Origin of the sequence: Paraburkholderia sp. UCT31 (assembly GCF_014397655.1) — a bacterium.
In the GTDB taxonomy this organism is placed as follows: Bacteria; Pseudomonadota; Gammaproteobacteria; order Burkholderiales; family Burkholderiaceae; genus Paraburkholderia; species Paraburkholderia tuberum.
In genome coordinates this window covers 1-14,923 of sequence record NZ_VZQP01000054.1, presented here as the reverse complement: position 1 = coordinate 14,923, position 14,923 = coordinate 1, and the positions used below count along the sequence as shown (strand labels likewise).

At 62.5% G+C, this 14,923-nt stretch carries 13 protein-coding genes and 3 pseudogenes; 4 read left to right on the top strand and 12 right to left on the bottom strand.

Translation table 11 applies throughout. The features are described from left to right. Positions 1-14: 14 nt before the first annotated feature. The 3 genes from F6X40_RS32805 to F6X40_RS32795 all read right to left on the bottom strand — a co-directional run bounded on the left by F6X40_RS32805 (position 15) and on the right by F6X40_RS32795 (position 5,955). Entirely contained in the window at positions 15-3,647 is a 3,633-nt protein-coding gene (locus F6X40_RS32805; protein ID WP_187630687.1) for a hydantoinase B/oxoprolinase family protein, read from the bottom strand. A gap of 50 nt (positions 3,648-3,697) precedes the next feature. After that, positions 3,698-5,005 (bottom strand): MFS transporter, encoded by a 1,308-nt coding sequence (locus F6X40_RS32800; protein WP_187630686.1) that lies wholly within the window; start codon positions 5,003-5,005, stop codon positions 3,698-3,700. 149 nt (positions 5,006-5,154) lie between these two features. Beyond that, on the bottom strand, positions 5,155-5,955 hold the full coding sequence (locus tag F6X40_RS32795) for a putative hydro-lyase (protein ID WP_262421639.1): 801 nt from the start codon (positions 5,953-5,955) through the stop codon (positions 5,155-5,157). A gap of 189 nt (positions 5,956-6,144) precedes the next feature. Here F6X40_RS32795 and F6X40_RS32790 point away from each other — a divergent pair, with 189 nt between their 5' ends. After that, the gene (locus F6X40_RS32790; protein WP_187630684.1) at positions 6,145-7,077 is read left to right on the top strand and encodes a LysR family transcriptional regulator; all 933 of its coding nucleotides are present in this window, start codon (positions 6,145-6,147) and stop codon (positions 7,075-7,077) included. Positions 7,078-7,159: 82 nt separating this feature from the next. Here F6X40_RS32790 and F6X40_RS32785 read toward each other — a convergent pair whose 3' ends face one another. Both F6X40_RS32785 and F6X40_RS32780 read right to left on the bottom strand, forming a co-directional pair. Further along, positions 7,160-8,017, bottom strand: a complete 858-nt coding sequence (locus F6X40_RS32785) for an MBL fold metallo-hydrolase (RefSeq protein ID WP_187630683.1) — start codon at positions 8,015-8,017, stop codon at positions 7,160-7,162. A gap of 199 nt (positions 8,018-8,216) precedes the next feature. Continuing rightward, positions 8,217-9,191, bottom strand: a complete 975-nt coding sequence (locus tag F6X40_RS32780) for a LysR family transcriptional regulator (RefSeq protein WP_187630682.1) — start codon at positions 9,189-9,191, stop codon at positions 8,217-8,219. 115 nt (positions 9,192-9,306) lie between these two features. On the opposite strand from F6X40_RS32780, the pseudogene F6X40_RS32775 reads away from it, so the two are divergent. Together F6X40_RS32775 and F6X40_RS42835 are read left to right on the top strand one after the other, a co-directional pair. Further along, positions 9,307-9,840 (top strand): annotated as a pseudogene (locus F6X40_RS32775) (SDR family NAD(P)-dependent oxidoreductase); the annotation flags it as partial. A 25-nt stretch (positions 9,841-9,865) separates the two neighbouring features. After that, positions 9,866-9,997 carry a hypothetical protein gene (locus tag F6X40_RS42835; RefSeq protein WP_262421644.1) on the top strand — a complete coding sequence of 44 codons (132 nt, stop codon included), beginning with the start codon at positions 9,866-9,868 and terminating at the stop codon, positions 9,995-9,997. 114 nt (positions 9,998-10,111) lie between these two features. Here F6X40_RS42835 and F6X40_RS32770 read toward each other — a convergent pair whose 3' ends face one another. The 6 genes and pseudogenes from F6X40_RS32770 to F6X40_RS32745 all read right to left on the bottom strand — a co-directional run. After that, positions 10,112-10,372 (bottom strand): hypothetical protein, encoded by a 261-nt coding sequence (locus F6X40_RS32770; protein ID WP_187630681.1) that lies wholly within the window; start codon positions 10,370-10,372, stop codon positions 10,112-10,114. 10 nt (positions 10,373-10,382) lie between these two features. Then, positions 10,383-10,649 (bottom strand): hypothetical protein, encoded by a 267-nt coding sequence (locus F6X40_RS32765; protein ID WP_187630680.1) that lies wholly within the window; start codon positions 10,647-10,649, stop codon positions 10,383-10,385. Then, a complete protein-coding gene (locus F6X40_RS32760; protein ID WP_184071890.1) occupies positions 10,630-11,148 on the bottom strand; it encodes a DUF2778 domain-containing protein in 519 nt (172 codons plus the stop codon). Before F6X40_RS32760 ends, F6X40_RS32765 begins: the two co-directional genes overlap by 20 nt. A gap of 12 nt (positions 11,149-11,160) precedes the next feature. Then, positions 11,161-11,646: an Hcp family type VI secretion system effector gene (locus F6X40_RS32755; RefSeq protein ID WP_187630679.1), complete on the bottom strand. Its 486-nt coding sequence runs from the start codon at positions 11,644-11,646 to the stop codon at positions 11,161-11,163. A gap of 244 nt (positions 11,647-11,890) precedes the next feature. Continuing rightward, positions 11,891-12,148, bottom strand: a complete 258-nt coding sequence (locus F6X40_RS32750; protein WP_187630678.1) for a helix-turn-helix transcriptional regulator — start codon at positions 12,146-12,148, stop codon at positions 11,891-11,893. After that, a pseudogene (locus F6X40_RS32745) lies at positions 12,141-12,464 on the bottom strand (hypothetical protein); the annotation flags it as partial. The gene F6X40_RS32750 and the pseudogene F6X40_RS32745, both read right to left, overlap by 8 nt. A gap of 438 nt (positions 12,465-12,902) precedes the next feature. On the opposite strand from F6X40_RS32745, the gene F6X40_RS32740 reads away from it, so the two are divergent. After that, complete coding sequence (locus F6X40_RS32740) at positions 12,903-13,820, top strand: mechanosensitive ion channel family protein (RefSeq protein ID WP_187630677.1); 918 nt, start codon at positions 12,903-12,905, stop codon at positions 13,818-13,820. Positions 13,821-13,903: 83 nt separating this feature from the next. Here F6X40_RS32740 and F6X40_RS32735 read toward each other — a convergent pair. After that, positions 13,904-14,923, bottom strand: a pseudogene (locus F6X40_RS32735) (peptidase M48); the annotation flags it as partial.

The following is a 14,923-nucleotide window of genomic DNA, read 5'->3' as shown; positions in this document are numbered from 1 at the left end:
CAGTCCTTGAAGCGTTACGCTTCCCCGAAACCCCCGCCACCCGGCGTTTCCACCACGAACACGTCGCCCGCGGCCATCTCGACGCTCGCGATATGGCCCAATGCGACGATCTCGCCGTCCGCGCGCTCGACGCGATTGCTGCCCCGCCTTCCCGCGCGTCCACCTGCTGCGCCGAAAGGCGCGTGAATGCGGTTGTTCGAGAGAATCGACGCGGTCATCGGCGCGAGAAAGCGGATGCGCCGGATCGCGCCGTTACCGCCGCGCCAGCGTCCCGCGCCGCCCGACTCCGCGCGGATCAGGTGCGACTCGAGCCGCACGGGATAGCGCCATTCGAGCACTTCGGGATCGGTCAGGCGCGAGTTGGTCATGTGCGTCTGTACCGCGTCGACGCCGCAGAAGCCATCGCCCGCGCCGCTGCCGCCTGCGATCGTCTCGTAGTACTGGTAGCGCGCGTCGCCGAACGTGAAGTTGTTCATCGTGCCCTGACTGGACGCGACGATGCCCAGCGCACCATAGAGCGCATTCGTAATCGCGGACGATGTCTCCACGTTGCCCGAGACCACCGCTGCCGGATAAACCGGATTGAGCATCGAGCGGTCCGGGACGATCACCGAGAGGGGCTTCAGGCAACCCGCGTTGAGCGGGATGTCGTCGCCGACGAGCGTGCGGAACACGTACAGCACGGCTGCCATGCAGACCGCCTTCGGCGCGTTGAAGTTGTTCGGCAGTTGCACGGACGTTCCGCTGAAGTCCACGGTCGCGCTGCGCGTCGCAGCATCGACGCGAATCGCGACGTCGATCACCGCGCCGTTATCGAGTTCGTAACGGTACGCGCCGTCCTTGAGGGCGCCGATCACGCGGCGCACCGCTTCTTCGGCATTGTCCTGCACGTGCTGCATGAAGGCGAGCACCACGTCGCGGCCGAATTGCGCGACCATGCGGCGCAGCTCGTCCACGCCCTTCTGGTTCGCTGCGATCTGCGCGCGCAGATCGGCCATGTTCTGTGCGACGTTGCGTGCCGGATAGCGGCCCGATGCGAGCAGCGCGCGTGTTTCGGCGTCGCGCAGCACGCCCGCTGAAACAAGCTGCCAGTTATCGACCAATACGCCTTCTTCTTCGATATGCGACGAAGCGGCTGGCATCGAACCGGGTGTGATTCCGCCGATATCCGCATGGTGGCCGCGCGAGCCGACGTAGAAGAGCGGCTCGGCCGAACCGTCTGCGAACACGGGCGTGATGACGGTCACGTCGGGCAAATGTGTGCCGCCGTGATACGGGTCGTTGAGCATGAACACATCGCCGTCGCGCATCGCGCCGCGATTTCGCTCGATGACGGTCTTGATGCTCTCGCCCATCGATCCCAGATGCACGGGCATGTGCGGCGCGTTCGCAATCAGATTGCCCGCAGCATCGAAGATCGCGCACGAGAAGTCGAGGCGCTCCTTGATGTTCACCGAATACGCCGTGTTTTGCAGACGCAATCCCATCTGCTCGGCAATCGACATGAACAGATTGTTGAATATTTCGAGGCGCACGGGGTCGGCCTCGGTGCCGATCGAGCGGCGCGTGGGCAGCGGTTGCACGCGGGTCATCACCACGTTGCCTTGAACGGTCAGCGCCGCCTGCCATCCCGGCTCGACCACGGTCGTGCCGTTCTTTTCGGCGATGATCGCCGGGCCGTCGAGCGTGTCGCCTGCGCACAGCGTTTCGCGCTGGTAGAGCGATGCGTCGTGCCAGCTACCGCTCGAATACATGCGCACAACCGACTGCGCATGGGGCGCCTCGCCTGCCGCGCGCTGCGGCAGGCTGCCGGCATCGACTGGCGCGTCGGAACGGCCGATCGCTTCGACGCAAGCGAGTTCCGCGATGAGCGGCGTATCTGCCATCAGGAACGCATAGCGTTGACGGTACGCAGCTTCGAAAGCGGCGCGCATTGCGTCGACGCTGCCCGCGGGCACTGCGAGCGATGAATCGGTGCCCTGATAGCGCAGATGGACACGTCGCTCAGTCGTGATACGCGCGGCGTCCACGCCCTGTTCGAGCAGGGCGCCGGTTGCATCGGCCGCGAGCGCATCGAGCGCGGCTTCCAGCGTCGCAAGCGATGAGTCGTCGAGCGAGATTTCGAGCGCTCGCTCGCGCATCGCCGTCTGATCCGCGAGGCCCATGCCGTAAGCGGAGAGCACACCGGCAAGCGGATGCGCGAACACCCGCGTCATGCCGAGCGCGTCGGCCACACCGCACGCATGCTGGCCGCCCGCGCCGCCGAAAGTCGTCAGCACATACTGCGAGACGTCGTGGCCGCGTTGCACTGAAATTTTCTTGATCGCGTTAGCCATGCTGCCAATGGCGATCTCCAGGAAACCTTCGGCGAGCTCTTCTGGTGTGCGACGCTGACCCGTAGCCGCGAAGATTTCATCGGCGAGTGCCCGAAAGCGTTCAGCGACGACCTCGCGATCGAGCGACTCGTTCGCGTTCGGACCGAAGACGCGCGGGAAATAGTCGGGCTGAATCTTGCCGAGCATCACGTTGCAGTCGGTGACCGCGAGCGGGCCGCCGCGCCGGTACGCCGCCGGACCCGGATTGGCGCCCGCCGAGTCGGGGCCGACACGCAGCCGGGCGCCGTCGAAGCCGAGCACCGAGCCGCCACCTGCCGCCACGGTATGGATGCTCATCATCGGCGCGCGCATCCGCACGCCTGCCACCTGCGTTTCGAATACGCGCTCGAACTCGCCGTTGAAGTGCGAGACGTCCGTCGACGTGCCGCCCATGTCGAAGCCGATCACGCGCTCGAAGCCCGCTGCCTGTGCCGCGCGCACCATGCCGACGATACCGCCCGCCGGGCCGGAGAGAATCGCATCTTTGCCCTGAAATACATCGGCGCGTGTCAGTCCGCCGCTGCTTTGCATGAACTGCAGGTTCACGCCCGGCATTTCGCTGGCGACCTGATCCACATATCGGCGCAGGATGGGCGACAGATAGGCATCCACCACGGTCGTATCGCCGCGCGAGACCATCTTCATCAGCGGCGAGACTTCGTGGGAAACCGAGATCTGCGTGAAGCCGATTCGGCGCGCCAGATCCGCAAGCTCGCTTTCATGCGACGTGTGGCGATAACCGTGGATCAGAACGATTGCGAGCGCGCGGATGCCCTTGTGGTAGACCTCGCGCAGTGCGCGCTCCGCTGCCGCGTGATCGAGCGTCGCGACCACTTCGCCTTGCGCGCTCACGCGTTCGTCGATTTCCACCACGCTCTCATAGAGCGCTTCCGGCAACACGATATCGAGATCGAACAGGCGCGGGCGGTTCTGATACGCGATCCGCAACACATCGCGCAAGCCTCGCGTGGTGACGAGCGCTACCGGCTCGCCCTTGCGTTCGAGCAGCGCGTTGGTCGCGACCGTCGTGCCCATTTTGACCATCTCGACGTCGCGCGACGTAATGGGTTCTCCGGCTCGCAGGCCAAGCACATGGCGAATCCCGGCGACAGCCGCATCGCGATACTGCTCCGGGTGTTCGGAAAGCAGCTTGTGCGTGGTGAGCGTGCCATCCGGGCGGCGCGCGACGATATCGGTGAACGTGCCGCCGCGGTCGATCCAGAACTGCCAGCGGGACGGCGTGCAAACATCGGAGGCGTGATCGTGCTTCATGGTGTCGTGGTCGTGATGCGAAAGTGGTAGTGGTGTGCGCAAGATGAAAATCAGGCCGATTCGAGTTCGCGACCGCGCGTCTCGGGCAGCGTAAGCGCGGCGATGATCAGTACGCCATACGCGGCCACGGCGAAAATCCCGATGCTCGTGCCCAGGCCGAAGCGGCTCGACAGCACGCCGATCAGCACCGGAAACAGCGCCCCGATCGCGCGGCCGACGTTGTAGCAAAACCCCTGGCCCGAGCCGCGCACACGGGTCGGAAACAGTTCGGTGAGAAACGCGCCCATGCCGGAAAAAATGCCCGACGCGAAAAAGCCGAGCGGAAAGCCGAGCCACAGCATCGATGCATTCGTGAGCGGCAGCGAGGTATACGCGAAGGCAATCGCCATCGAGCCCAGCGCGAACAAAATGAAGTTCGGCTTGCGGCCGATGCGGTCCGTGAGCCATGCGCTGCACAGATAGCCCGCGTACGAGCCCGCGATGATCGTCGCCAGATAGCCGCCCGTGCCCATCACCGTGAGATGACGTTCGGTCTTGAGGAAAGTCGGCAGCCACGTCGTGATCGCGTAGTAGCCGCCCTGTGCGCCCGTCGTAAGCAGTGCGGCGCGCAGCGTCGTCGAAAGCAGCCTGGGAGAGAAGATCTCAGTGAAGCGCGGCGTGTCTTGAGTGTCGTACTGCTGAACCCTGGCCTGTTCGAATACTTCAGGTTCCTTCACATAGCGGCGGATCGCGAGCACGAGCAGGGCAGGCACGACTCCGATCAGGAACAATGCGCGCCACGCGATTTCAGGCGCCACCACGGAGAACAGCACCGCGTAGAGCAGGGCCGCCATGCCCCAGCCGAGCGCCCAGCCCGACTGCACGAGACCGACCGCCTTGCCGCGGTCGCGCGCGCGGATCACCTCGCCGATCAGCACCGCGCCCGCCGTCCACTCGCCGCCGAAGCCGAAGCCCATCAACGCGCGAGCCGCGAGCAACTGGCCGTAGTTCTGCGCGAGGCCGCATAGGCCGGTGAACACGGCGAACCACAAGACGGTGAGCTGCAACGTGCGCACACGGCCGATGCGATCGGAAAGAATGCCGGCAATCCAGCCGCCGAGCGCAGAGGACAGCAGCGTCAACGTGCCGATGAAGCCGGCGTCCGCGAGCGAGATGCCCCAGGTAGCGACGAGCGTCGGGATGACGAAGGAAAGCATCTGCGTGTCCATGCCGTCGAGCATGTAGCCGACCTTGCAACTCCAGAACGCGCGACGCGCGTGCGGACCGGCTTCGGCATACCAGGAAAGCTGCGGGCTTCCCGTTCCTGACTTCATGTCGGCGGCATCGTCGACGCTCGCCGTGAGTGTCTTGCTGTCCATCTGCTGCTCCTATGGATAGACGCATGGGAAACGATCGAAGCCACGCACGAACGTAGGGATGCGTCATTCCCTCCGGGCCGCGCGGCCCGATGGCTTCAAGGTGCTGTGAATCGCTTGTTGCACGACGGCGCGGCGCGCCGCCGGGACGGTCAGAAAATAGCCAGCGACGCGTTAGTGATATCCGTCATCAGCATGTGGCCCGGCGCGTGCGCAACCGCGAGCGGCAGCTTTGCGGCCATCAGTGCCGTTTGCGGCGTCACGCCGCAAGCCCAGTAGACAGGCAGTTCGCCCGCGCGGATCGTCACCGGGTCGCCGAACTCGGGGCGCGCGAGATCGACGATGCCGAGTTCCGCTGGATCGCCAATATGCACGGGCGCGCCATGCACGCCCGGAAAGCGGCTCGTGATCTGCACGGCACGGATCGCGTCGGCGCCGCGCAGCGGCCGCATCGACACGACGAGGTCGCCGCCGAACACGCCCGCCCGCTGGTTGGGGATGCTGGTGCGGTACATCGGCACGTTGCGGCCTTCTTCGACGTGGCGCAGGCCGATGCCTTCCTTCGCGAGCATGTGCTCGAACGAGAACGAACAGCCAATTGCAAATACGACGAAATCGTCCTGCCAGAGCGCTTCGATCGATTCGACGCGCTCGCTCAGGTTGCCGTCGCGATAGACGTTGTACGCGGGCACGTCGGTGCGGATGTCGATGTCGCGCCCGAGCATCGGCACGCGGAACTCGCCAGGCTCGCCCACCCCGAGCAGCGGACATGGCTTCGGATTCGCATGGCAAAAGCGCAGGAAATCGTGCGCGTGCGCAGCGGGCAGGATCGCGAGATTGGCTTGCGCGTAGTCGCCGCAATGGCCGGCCGTCGGGCCACGGAAGTCGCGGTGACGGACGGCCTGGCGGAATTCGGATGGAGTCATGGTGTTAGCGTGCTCTGGCGGTTGCATCGGATTGTCTGCGGTGGGCGATGCGTCTTGCCTACCGTCAGGCGAAGCATAGAAAAGAAGAAAATTTGACGCCAGCTAGTTTTCTTTGCGCCAGGTGAATAGAATTTCTTAACGGAATCGCGGGTTTTCCCGAGTCACGTTGAGATTTTTGGAGCGGTTTGCTCCCGTTGCATTGCCCACCTTTGACTGATGAATACGCGCTTCCTCGAAACCTTCGTCACGCTTGCCAAGCTGCGCAGTTTCCGCACTACGGCGACCGCGCTTCACGCCACGCCGGCGGCGATCTCGCAGCGCCTGAAGGCACTGGAAGACGAATTGCATACCGTGCTCGTCGATCGCGAGAGCCGCGAATTTCGGCTCACGCCGAACGGCGAATATCTGCTCGGCTACGCGAAGGCCGTGGTCGAGGCGACGCGCCAGTTGCAGGCCGCCGCGTCACATGAAGGCGCGATGCGCGGCAAGTTACGACTCGGCGTGATCGAGACGGTCGTGCATAGCTGGCTTGCCGACTATCTGCGGCGGCTCTCGAAGGACTATCCGCAGCTCGAAGTGGAGCTTGCGGTGGACGTGAGCGTGGTGCTGCAGCGGCGTCTGATGGCGGGCGAACTCGATCTGATCGTTCGCGTGGAAGGCAGCGACGAGGAATCGATCGTCTGCGATGCGCTCGCGAACTATCCGGTGCACTGGATCGCGCGCGCGGGGCTGCTACCGTCTTCGCGCAGCGGACTCGCGAAACGCGTGCTGCGTCATCCGATCCTCACATTCGGGCGCGGGACGGCGCCTCATCGCGCGCTGGAGGACATCGTCAGCAAGCTCGCACTCGCCAACGGCGTGCCGCTCGCGGATACGCGCATTACGGGTTCGCCATCGATTTCGGTGATCGTGCAACTCGTGCGCGATGGCTTCGGCGTGGCGGCAATTCCGCGTCTGTTCGTCGATGATCTGATCGCGCGAGGCGAGGTGGTCGAACTGCCGCTGCAGCCCTCGCCGCCGTCCATCGTGGTGTCGATGTCCCGACGCGCGGATGCGCCGCTTTTCGTGCACGGCGCAGCGAACGCGGCACGTGCGGCGTGTCATGAATACTGCGAGCAGGGAGACCGACGCTTGATCGAGCGGCTATAGAGCCCGGCTCTTGCACGTGCGGTTCGAGTTCAGGCGTTTCCACAGGGGCAAGGACGACGCGTTTTAGCGAAAAACAGCGAATTCAGTCCTTTCGCATGCGTGCAACCAATGCGAGCAAGCGGGCATTCATTTCCTCAGCCTGCAAATGCGCGTGCCAACCGTGACCAGGAAGCAGCCATTCGAAGCGATACGCGGCCAACTTGCTGAGCGATTCGGTGAGCGCTGTCCACGAGTACCAGCACGCGTCCCTGAACGCGACGAGGTCCTGCTGGCGTGGGCTCCAGGCAAGCGAATCCCCCGAGAACAGCACGCGATCATCGAGCTGGTACACGACGCTACCCCGAGTGTGCCCGGGTACAGGGATCGCGCGCACGCCGGCCGCAATGTTCAGTGCTGAACCGTCGTCGAGCAGATCCGTCGCATATGGGGCGGCCGACACGTCCTCGCGGTGAATCCAGACGCGCGCGCCGAATTGACGCGCGTATTTGTCCGCGTCTGCGACGTCGTCACGATGCGACAGCAGAATGTGCGCAATACCGCCAGCGCCGTCAAACCATTTCACGAGTTCCGCCGCATAGCGCGGGGAGTCGATGAGCAGATTGCCTTCCGGACGCGCGGCAAAATAAGAATGTGCGCCAAACGACGACCGTGCGTTGAATCCACAGCGCCACACGCCCGATGTGATCTGCTGCGGAAAGATCGCTGCGTTCGGACGAGGCTGTTTCGTTTCGCTGCGTACCGACGCCGTAGGGCATACGAGCACCGCACGCCAGGCATCAAGCTGCTCTTCCGGTGTGACCGGCTGCCGAACGAAGACACTCTTGTCGTTGCGCTCGACAATCAGCCCAGGCGCGACGTGACGAGATGCACCGCAATTGATGCATGCAGTGTCGATGTACCACTCTCCTGAAGCAGAGTCGGTATTACGTATGGGCTTCATCTGATGCTCCCGGGCTGACGTGCGCATCCGCCGGCTCGACGCTCGTTGGCGTCTCGCGGTCGTTGGAGGGATTGTTACACGATCATTGATGTACAGGCGGAAACGGCTCGTTCGCCACGCCCTTGTCCCGCGACGAAGCCTTGTCTGCGTTTGGCGCATGAATTACCACGGCTGGCTACGCTTGCCGCAACAGACACCCCTACGCGGCACTTCGTCTGCTCCTCGCGCGGCCGCTTCTGCTCGTCGAAGTAACCAACTCCTCTGCTGTGAGGAAAAATTGACTGTTGTCCGCGAGGCGCGCAACGATGAAGTCGATGAAGGTTCTCACGCGGAGCGGTTGTTCCGTCCGGCGACGGTAGTAGACGTAAATCGACTCGCGCTGGGTCAAATGCTGGGTGAGCAAAGGCACGAGCCGTCCAGCCCGGATGTGTGAGACGGCCGAGAAGCTTCCAAGCTGCCCAATTGCCACGCCGGCCAGTACCGCTTCGGTTTCCGCGTCGATATCGTTCGAACAAACCGAAGCAGCCATCTCCCGAGACACAATCTCCCCGCCCACCATAAATTCCCACGGCGCCTGCTTGCCGGTGTTCGCACGCCGGTATCCAGAACAACGATGCGCATCGAGCTCGTCCACGGTTTTCGGCGTGCCGTACCGTTCGAGGTAGGCTGGCGACGCGCATACGATCAACTGAATCGGTAGCAGTCGCCTGGCAATCGCCCCCTCGGAAGGCGGGGACCCGCCGCGCAAGCCGACGTCGGCGCGATCGCTGACGAGGTCCGTGAAATGATCGTCGAAGCGAATATCGATCTGCACGTCAGGGTATAGCGCCGCAAACTCAAGGATCGATGGCCAGAGCGCCGTTCGCCCGAGCGCCGTCGGAGCGCTTATCCGTAGGGGCCCCGCAACTTCTTCCCCTGAACGGCGAGCATCGTCAATCGCGGACGACAACATAGCGAGCGCTGGCTCGACACCTTGCAATAGTCTTTGCCCCTCTTCGGTCAGGCTCAACTTTCGCGTTGTCCGATGAAACAGCCGGACGCCAAGCGACTTTTCGAGCTGCATGACCGCGTGGCTCGCGGCCTGCGGCGAGATGCCCAGGTCTGCGGCTGCCCGACGGAAGCTGCCGAGCGTTGCTGCACGGACGAACACCGAAATCGCCCGGACCTCGTTCATGGCTGACTCCATTCGCAAATATTGGTTGATTATGAGTCTAGCATTCGGTGCCTGGTAGCTGTTAATCGCGCGCCCTATGCTTCTCTTCACATTCACCACGAAACGGGAGCAAATCATGAGCAACGCTACGCAGCACCGGTTCAAGCGCGTCTGGTTCGTGACGGGTGCCTCACGCGGGTTAGGCGCACTGATCGCACAAGCGGCCCTGGCGGACGGAAATGCAGTGGTTGCGGCGGGACGCAACGTTCGGGCGATCATTGAGCGTCTCGGCGAATCATCTGCGCTGTTGCCGGTCGCGCTCGACGTAACTGACGAGGAGCAGGCCAAAAGAGCCGCGCAGGCAGCTTTGGCAAAGTTTGGCAGGATCGACGTGTTGGTCAACAACGCCGGCTTCGGACTGCTCGCAGCCGTAGAGGAATCGGCCGACGCAGACGTACGTCGCATGTACGACACCAACGTTTTTGGACTGCTCAATGTCACGCGTGCGGTGCTGCCAGTGATGCGGGGACAGCGCTCCGGCCATGTGAACAACGTGTCCTCGATCGGCGGCTATCGCTCGGCGGCGGGATTCGGGGTGCATTGCTCGACGAAATTCGCCGACGAAGGCATTACGGAAGCGCTCCACGCGGAGTTGAAGCCACTCGGCATTTGAAAAATTGCGCTGAGCACCGCCGATGGTCGATACGATGAGCGAGATCAGGACGAGTTCCACCAGAATCGCGGATATCACCGGGATCATCGAAGGGATCGCCTTCCAGACCAAAATTCGCGCGCGCCGCGCAAAGCCTTGTCCCGCCAGTCTCTGAGCAAACGCGCACTTTCTGACCCACCAGTTAACCCCCGCAACGCGATCATCACGCGCCGGACTGGACGGGACCGCGCAGGAATGAATTCGGCCTGATCGCCGCTCATCGACCCTGTTAGTTTTTGCGTTGATAGCGCCGCCATAGCCTCATGATCACCACATAGGCGAGCACTGCCACGATCAGTTCGATAGACAGCCACACCACGAAATACAAATCGCCGGGATCTTCAATACCGAGCCAATCCGAAGCACGCCACCACGCACGCGCTTCGCTTGCTGTCCACTTATTGGATAGCGGGATATAACGAACGGAAATAAGAAACAACCCGGTAAGCAGCGCGACCTTGAACAGCCTGCGGACAAGTGCGCTCGTCACTCGCTATTTCTCAACGTTGCCTTTTGCCGCGACAGTGCCGCCATAGCCTCATGATCACCACATAGGCAAGCGTCGCCACAAGCAGATCAGCCAGCAGCATGACCGGGATGTATAAATCATCCGGGTCGCGAATGCCAAGCCGATTTGCAGCGTGTAACCACGCAAGCGCCTGCCTTTCCGGCATCGGTATAGGGTATGTGTGGACGTAGGGCACGGAAAGGCAAAACAGGCCGACAAATAGCGCCGCCTTGAACAGCCTACGGACAAGTGTTGCCATACGTGATGACCTCAATTGTTCCGTAGGCGCGAAGCCCCGAATTGCCGGCAGGAATGGTCATGGTGTGCAGCAGCGCGTTACGGATTCTCAGAAAATCCGTGCGGCTCGGAAGCGTAATACAGCCGAGTGAAATACCTTCGCCACCTGCCGGATGCAACCGGAATTGTCCGCGCTTGACACCATTAATCCATGTCACGTCGTCAATGAGTCCATCATCCCGATACAGTGCGAACCATTCGCGATGATGTACCGCACTCCCAATCGCTGAATTAACTGTGTCCTTTATCGAAGCCCAAGCTTGAGACCCGATACCGCCAGTGGGCCGGTCTACGATCCAGTATTTTCCGGCAGGGATCGGACCGTTACTTGGCACAGCCGTGCAGCCACCGCGATTGCGGTATTGATCGTTTCCAGAATACGCGTCGAACGTGCCGACACCGAAAATTGTGAGCGGTGAAAACTGCTCGTTGTTCACCAAAAACTTACCCTGATAGGCCATTGTCACGCCCCCTTATCCGCGCTCATTCCACGAATCGGTGTATTTGATATTGCCGTCAAGGTAATGCCACGTGATGCGGTCGTACATCATGGAGACCGCTTCAACGTGATTGAGTGCGGATGCCTGCGCCAGCCTGGTATTAGCCATGCCGGGGTTGATGCCACACACCTTCACACCTTCGATCGTCATCACGAAATAGACTTCCTCTTTGCCTGCATCGTTGATGCGATACCACTTGATCTCGGCGGACTGCAGCGTTTGCCCCTTCGCCACGGCCTTGTAAAGATAAGGCGTCGCCGCATCGAACTCCTTTTCGAACGCAATCGGCGAGTGCGCACGCGCGCCGGTGATCTTGCCGTTAGCCGCATCAACCGGCAGATTCACGCCGTGGCTGAAGCCGATAATTTCAATACTTCCCTCGCGATCCTGAACGGTTGACGAGCCTTTGATGTCTGCGCCGCCATCATCTTTCAGCCACATATGGGCAGGAATTGGCATCTTGAATTTTTCCTTGAATGGTTAAATGAGCGCTGCATGGTTACGACCTCATTTTTAATAAGGTATGCGCTACGAACGGACAATTTTTTACCCGGCTACGCAAGCATTTGCAACGGGGATGCTATGCACTATCAATACTTTGACGTGATTTAACAAACATCGGAAGTGTGACTGCGATCTGATCGAGCGCAGCGCGCAGGCAAAAAAAGACCCGCGCGATGCGGGTCGGGTGGATGTCCTGCGATCAGGTCTCGGATCGCTGGCGCTTCGCCTTCCTTGGCGGCTTTGTCTGCGCCTTGCCTGCGTCCGGGTCGTGCTGCAATGTGCCTGCCGCACGATCTGCGATCCATTGATTGACCTCGCTTTCACGCCAGCGCGCCGCCGCCACGCCGACCTTGATGGGTTTGGGGAACTTGCCTTGCGCGATCTTCAGATAGATCGTCGATCCGGTCAGGCCAATACGCTGCTCGACCTCGGCGCGGCGTAGCAGGCGCTCATTCATGCGTTGCGTGACCTCTTATCGCCGCGAGCCACCGGAAGGGTCGCCAGACCACGGCGATGCCCGCGCCACGAAAGAGTATGGCCTGGCCGAGCTCGACGAAATGCGTGGTGGGCGCGGCGAGCATGACGTTCTGCACGAACTGCGGCATGCTGCGCGCGAGCGTGGCCATGAAAATGCCCATCGAAGTGGTGGCGAACAGGTGCAGCGCCGCGCCAGCGAGAAAGAGCGCGACCGATCCTTCAATCGGTACGTGCAGCGCGCCGCGCACGATGAAGGTGAGCGAGAGCGCCGCTGCGGCGACGGCGGCTCGTCCGACACGCGTGTGGCCGCGACGCAGCCGACCTATCGGAAGCATGCGAGTGAAAACCAATGCGCTCAATGAGTTGAGCGAGTCATGAGCCTGTTGTCCACAGGCTTGTGCCCAGTTTCTGTGGGTATCTTGAGTGGTTATCGAAACGCCTGCAGAGAAGGTCGAACGGGGCGTGAGGACATCGTTTCCGTCTCCTCGAAGTCACGCCGGCGGGGCCGTTCACGGAACTCGGGGCGGGCAGCCGCTAGCCCGGGCGGCTGCCGTTACGACAGAAGCGATCTGGATAACAGCTCGGAAAAAACACGCAGCTTTAACCGCTGAAAATGCCCAAAACGGAAGTTATCTGGTTAAATTCCCGGAAGCCAGTCGAGTTCGTCCACATATACCGTCGATGCTCGCGCGCGGCAATCTATCCGCTGTCCAATATAGGGATCGTCAAGACACATGGAGAATCTTCTCGTCGAAATCAGTCCGGGCAGATGGGCCTTCCTGCTGGATATGCTCACCGCGTTCTCGATTCGTCTGGGCGCCGCTGCGGGCATACTGGTGATCGGATGGTGGGTCGCGCGCCGCGCTTCGATGTCGCTGAGCCGGCTCCTTGCGCGTCAATCACGCATGGACGCCACGCTGCGACCGATCCTCTGCGACATCGGCCTGTGGGGCATTCGCATTGTCGCGATCGTCGGTGCGCTGTCGCAGTTAGGCATCCAGACGGCCAGCATCATTGCCGTGCTTGGCGCAGCCGGTCTTGCGGTCGGTCTCGCGCTGCAAGGCACGATGCAGAACATCGCGGCCGGCATCATGCTGCTAGTGTTGCGGCCGTTCAAGGTCGGCGACTATATCGAGGGCGGAGCCGGCAGTGTCGCGGGCACGGTCGACGAAGTCAATCTGTTCACGACGCGTCTCACCAAACCTGACGGCATCTGCGAATACGTGCCGAACAGCGCGTTGTGGAGCAATTCGATCCGCAACTTCAGCCGTAATCCGATGCGCCGGCTCGATCTCGAAGTGGAGATCTCGATCGGTGACGATGTGGATCGCGCGCTTGAGGCGCTGCGCACGCTCGCCGCCGCCGACCCGCGTGCGCTCCGCGATCCCGCGCCGCAGGTGATGGTCATCCGCTTCGACGACAGCACGGCGGTGCTGAATATCCGCGTCTGGTCGAACACGGACATGTTCTGGACCATGCGCTGGGAACTCGCGCGCCGGGTGCGTCAAACACTGACCGACGCGCAATGTTCGCTGCCGTTGCGCACCCGTGAATTGCACATCGTGCCGAGCGCGACGGCCGCGTCGGTCACCGGCGCAGCCGCCGGTCAGGCAGGGTCATCCGCGATCAGAAAACCCGAGCAGGGGGTGTAACCCCCGGTTCTTCGATCCCGCGGCATAGCGATCGCAGTTGTTCTGCGTTCCTTGCCGCGACAAAACCCTGCATGCAATGTCGTTCATCGTCTGTCCGATTCGCTCGCGACGAGCGGCGGTAGCGGGCAGTCGAGCGTATCGCAAATGGCGCGGAGCAGCTCCGCTTCACGGACGCTGACCTGCTGGTTCGCCACGATGCAGCCCGAGCAGGCGGCGACAATCCGCTGCTTGATGGCCGGGATGGATTGATCGAGCGTTTGCAGGGCCGCGTCGAACCCGGCGAGGGTGCATTTCTCGCGGGGCGGCAAGCGGTGGGTGTGGTCGCCGCCAATGTAGCCGCGCATGCCGGTATCGAAAGCCCGGGCGGCCTGGTCGGGTTCCGGCTGGCCTTCCCAGGCCAACAGCGCTAACACCGTCGCCACCGGCTGCGCCAGTTTTTGCGGCGAACTGTGCATTGGACGCGTCTGACGCTGCGGCAGGAACTGGGCGTCGAGATGGCGATGCAGCACACAGCGGAGCGTGTACTCGAACAGGCTCAGCCGCTGGTCAGCGATCACTAGCGTCTCGACCTGGGCGCGGAAAGCCCGGTGCTGGCGCGGCGACATCTGCCGCAGGGCTGGCAAGGTCAGGTCCAGCAGCGGCAACCGATGCGTGTCCGGCAGTACCTGGACAGGGACAACCAGCCGCAAGGCTTCCGCGAAGTCCTGGGGCTCAGCGTCGGCCTTCAGCTGGGTCAGCTGGAGTTCCCGCAGGTCCGCCCGCGGGTCCATGAGAAGAGCATAGACCAGGGCGCGAGCACTGAACGGCTCCTGTGCGGCGACCCGGAGCACCCCGGGCATGCTGTCGTGCAGCTCGTGGGCGTAGTCAATCACTTGTGGATCAATGTGGCCGACGCGGGACGCCGCATCGGCGGCGAAGCCCAAGACCGACATAGGTACCTGCGGGAGCCCCGGTAACGTGGGAACCCCGGCGAACGGCGGGACGCGGCTGGGGCGGGTGCCCTTGAGTTGTTCCCGATCGACATCGACCGGTCGCACCTCCGGGAACTGGCCGTCGAACGGGGGCTGTCGCTTATACACATCTCCGAGCCCACGAGACATCTC

What these genes read in the sequence shown, in the direction of transcription:
- F6X40_RS32805 (WP_187630687.1), bottom strand. Translation starts at nt 3,647, where the DNA reads ATGAAGCACGATCACGCCTCCGATGTTTGCACGCCGTCCCGCTGGCAG.
- F6X40_RS32800 (WP_187630686.1), bottom strand. Translation starts at nt 5,005, where the DNA reads ATGGACAGCAAGACACTCACGGCGAGCGTCGACGATGCCGCCGACATG.
- F6X40_RS32795 (WP_262421639.1), bottom strand. Translation starts at nt 5,955, where the DNA reads ATGCAACCGCCAGAGCACGCTAACACCATGACTCCATCCGAATTCCGC.
- F6X40_RS32790 (WP_187630684.1), top strand. Translation starts at nt 6,145, where the DNA reads ATGAATACGCGCTTCCTCGAAACCTTCGTCACGCTTGCCAAGCTGCGC.
- F6X40_RS32785 (WP_187630683.1), bottom strand. Translation starts at nt 8,017, where the DNA reads ATGAAGCCCATACGTAATACCGACTCTGCTTCAGGAGAGTGGTACATC.
- F6X40_RS32780 (WP_187630682.1), bottom strand. Translation starts at nt 9,191, where the DNA reads ATGAACGAGGTCCGGGCGATTTCGGTGTTCGTCCGTGCAGCAACGCTC.
- F6X40_RS42835 (WP_262421644.1), top strand. Translation starts at nt 9,866, where the DNA reads ATGGTCGATACGATGAGCGAGATCAGGACGAGTTCCACCAGAATCGCG.
- F6X40_RS32765 (WP_187630680.1), bottom strand. Translation starts at nt 10,649, where the DNA reads ATGGCAACACTTGTCCGTAGGCTGTTCAAGGCGGCGCTATTTGTCGGC.
- F6X40_RS32760 (WP_184071890.1), bottom strand. Translation starts at nt 11,148, where the DNA reads ATGGCCTATCAGGGTAAGTTTTTGGTGAACAACGAGCAGTTTTCACCG.
- F6X40_RS32755 (WP_187630679.1), bottom strand. Translation starts at nt 11,646, where the DNA reads ATGCCAATTCCTGCCCATATGTGGCTGAAAGATGATGGCGGCGCAGAC.
- F6X40_RS32750 (WP_187630678.1), bottom strand. Translation starts at nt 12,148, where the DNA reads ATGAATGAGCGCCTGCTACGCCGCGCCGAGGTCGAGCAGCGTATTGGC.
- F6X40_RS32740 (WP_187630677.1), top strand. Translation starts at nt 12,903, where the DNA reads ATGGAGAATCTTCTCGTCGAAATCAGTCCGGGCAGATGGGCCTTCCTG.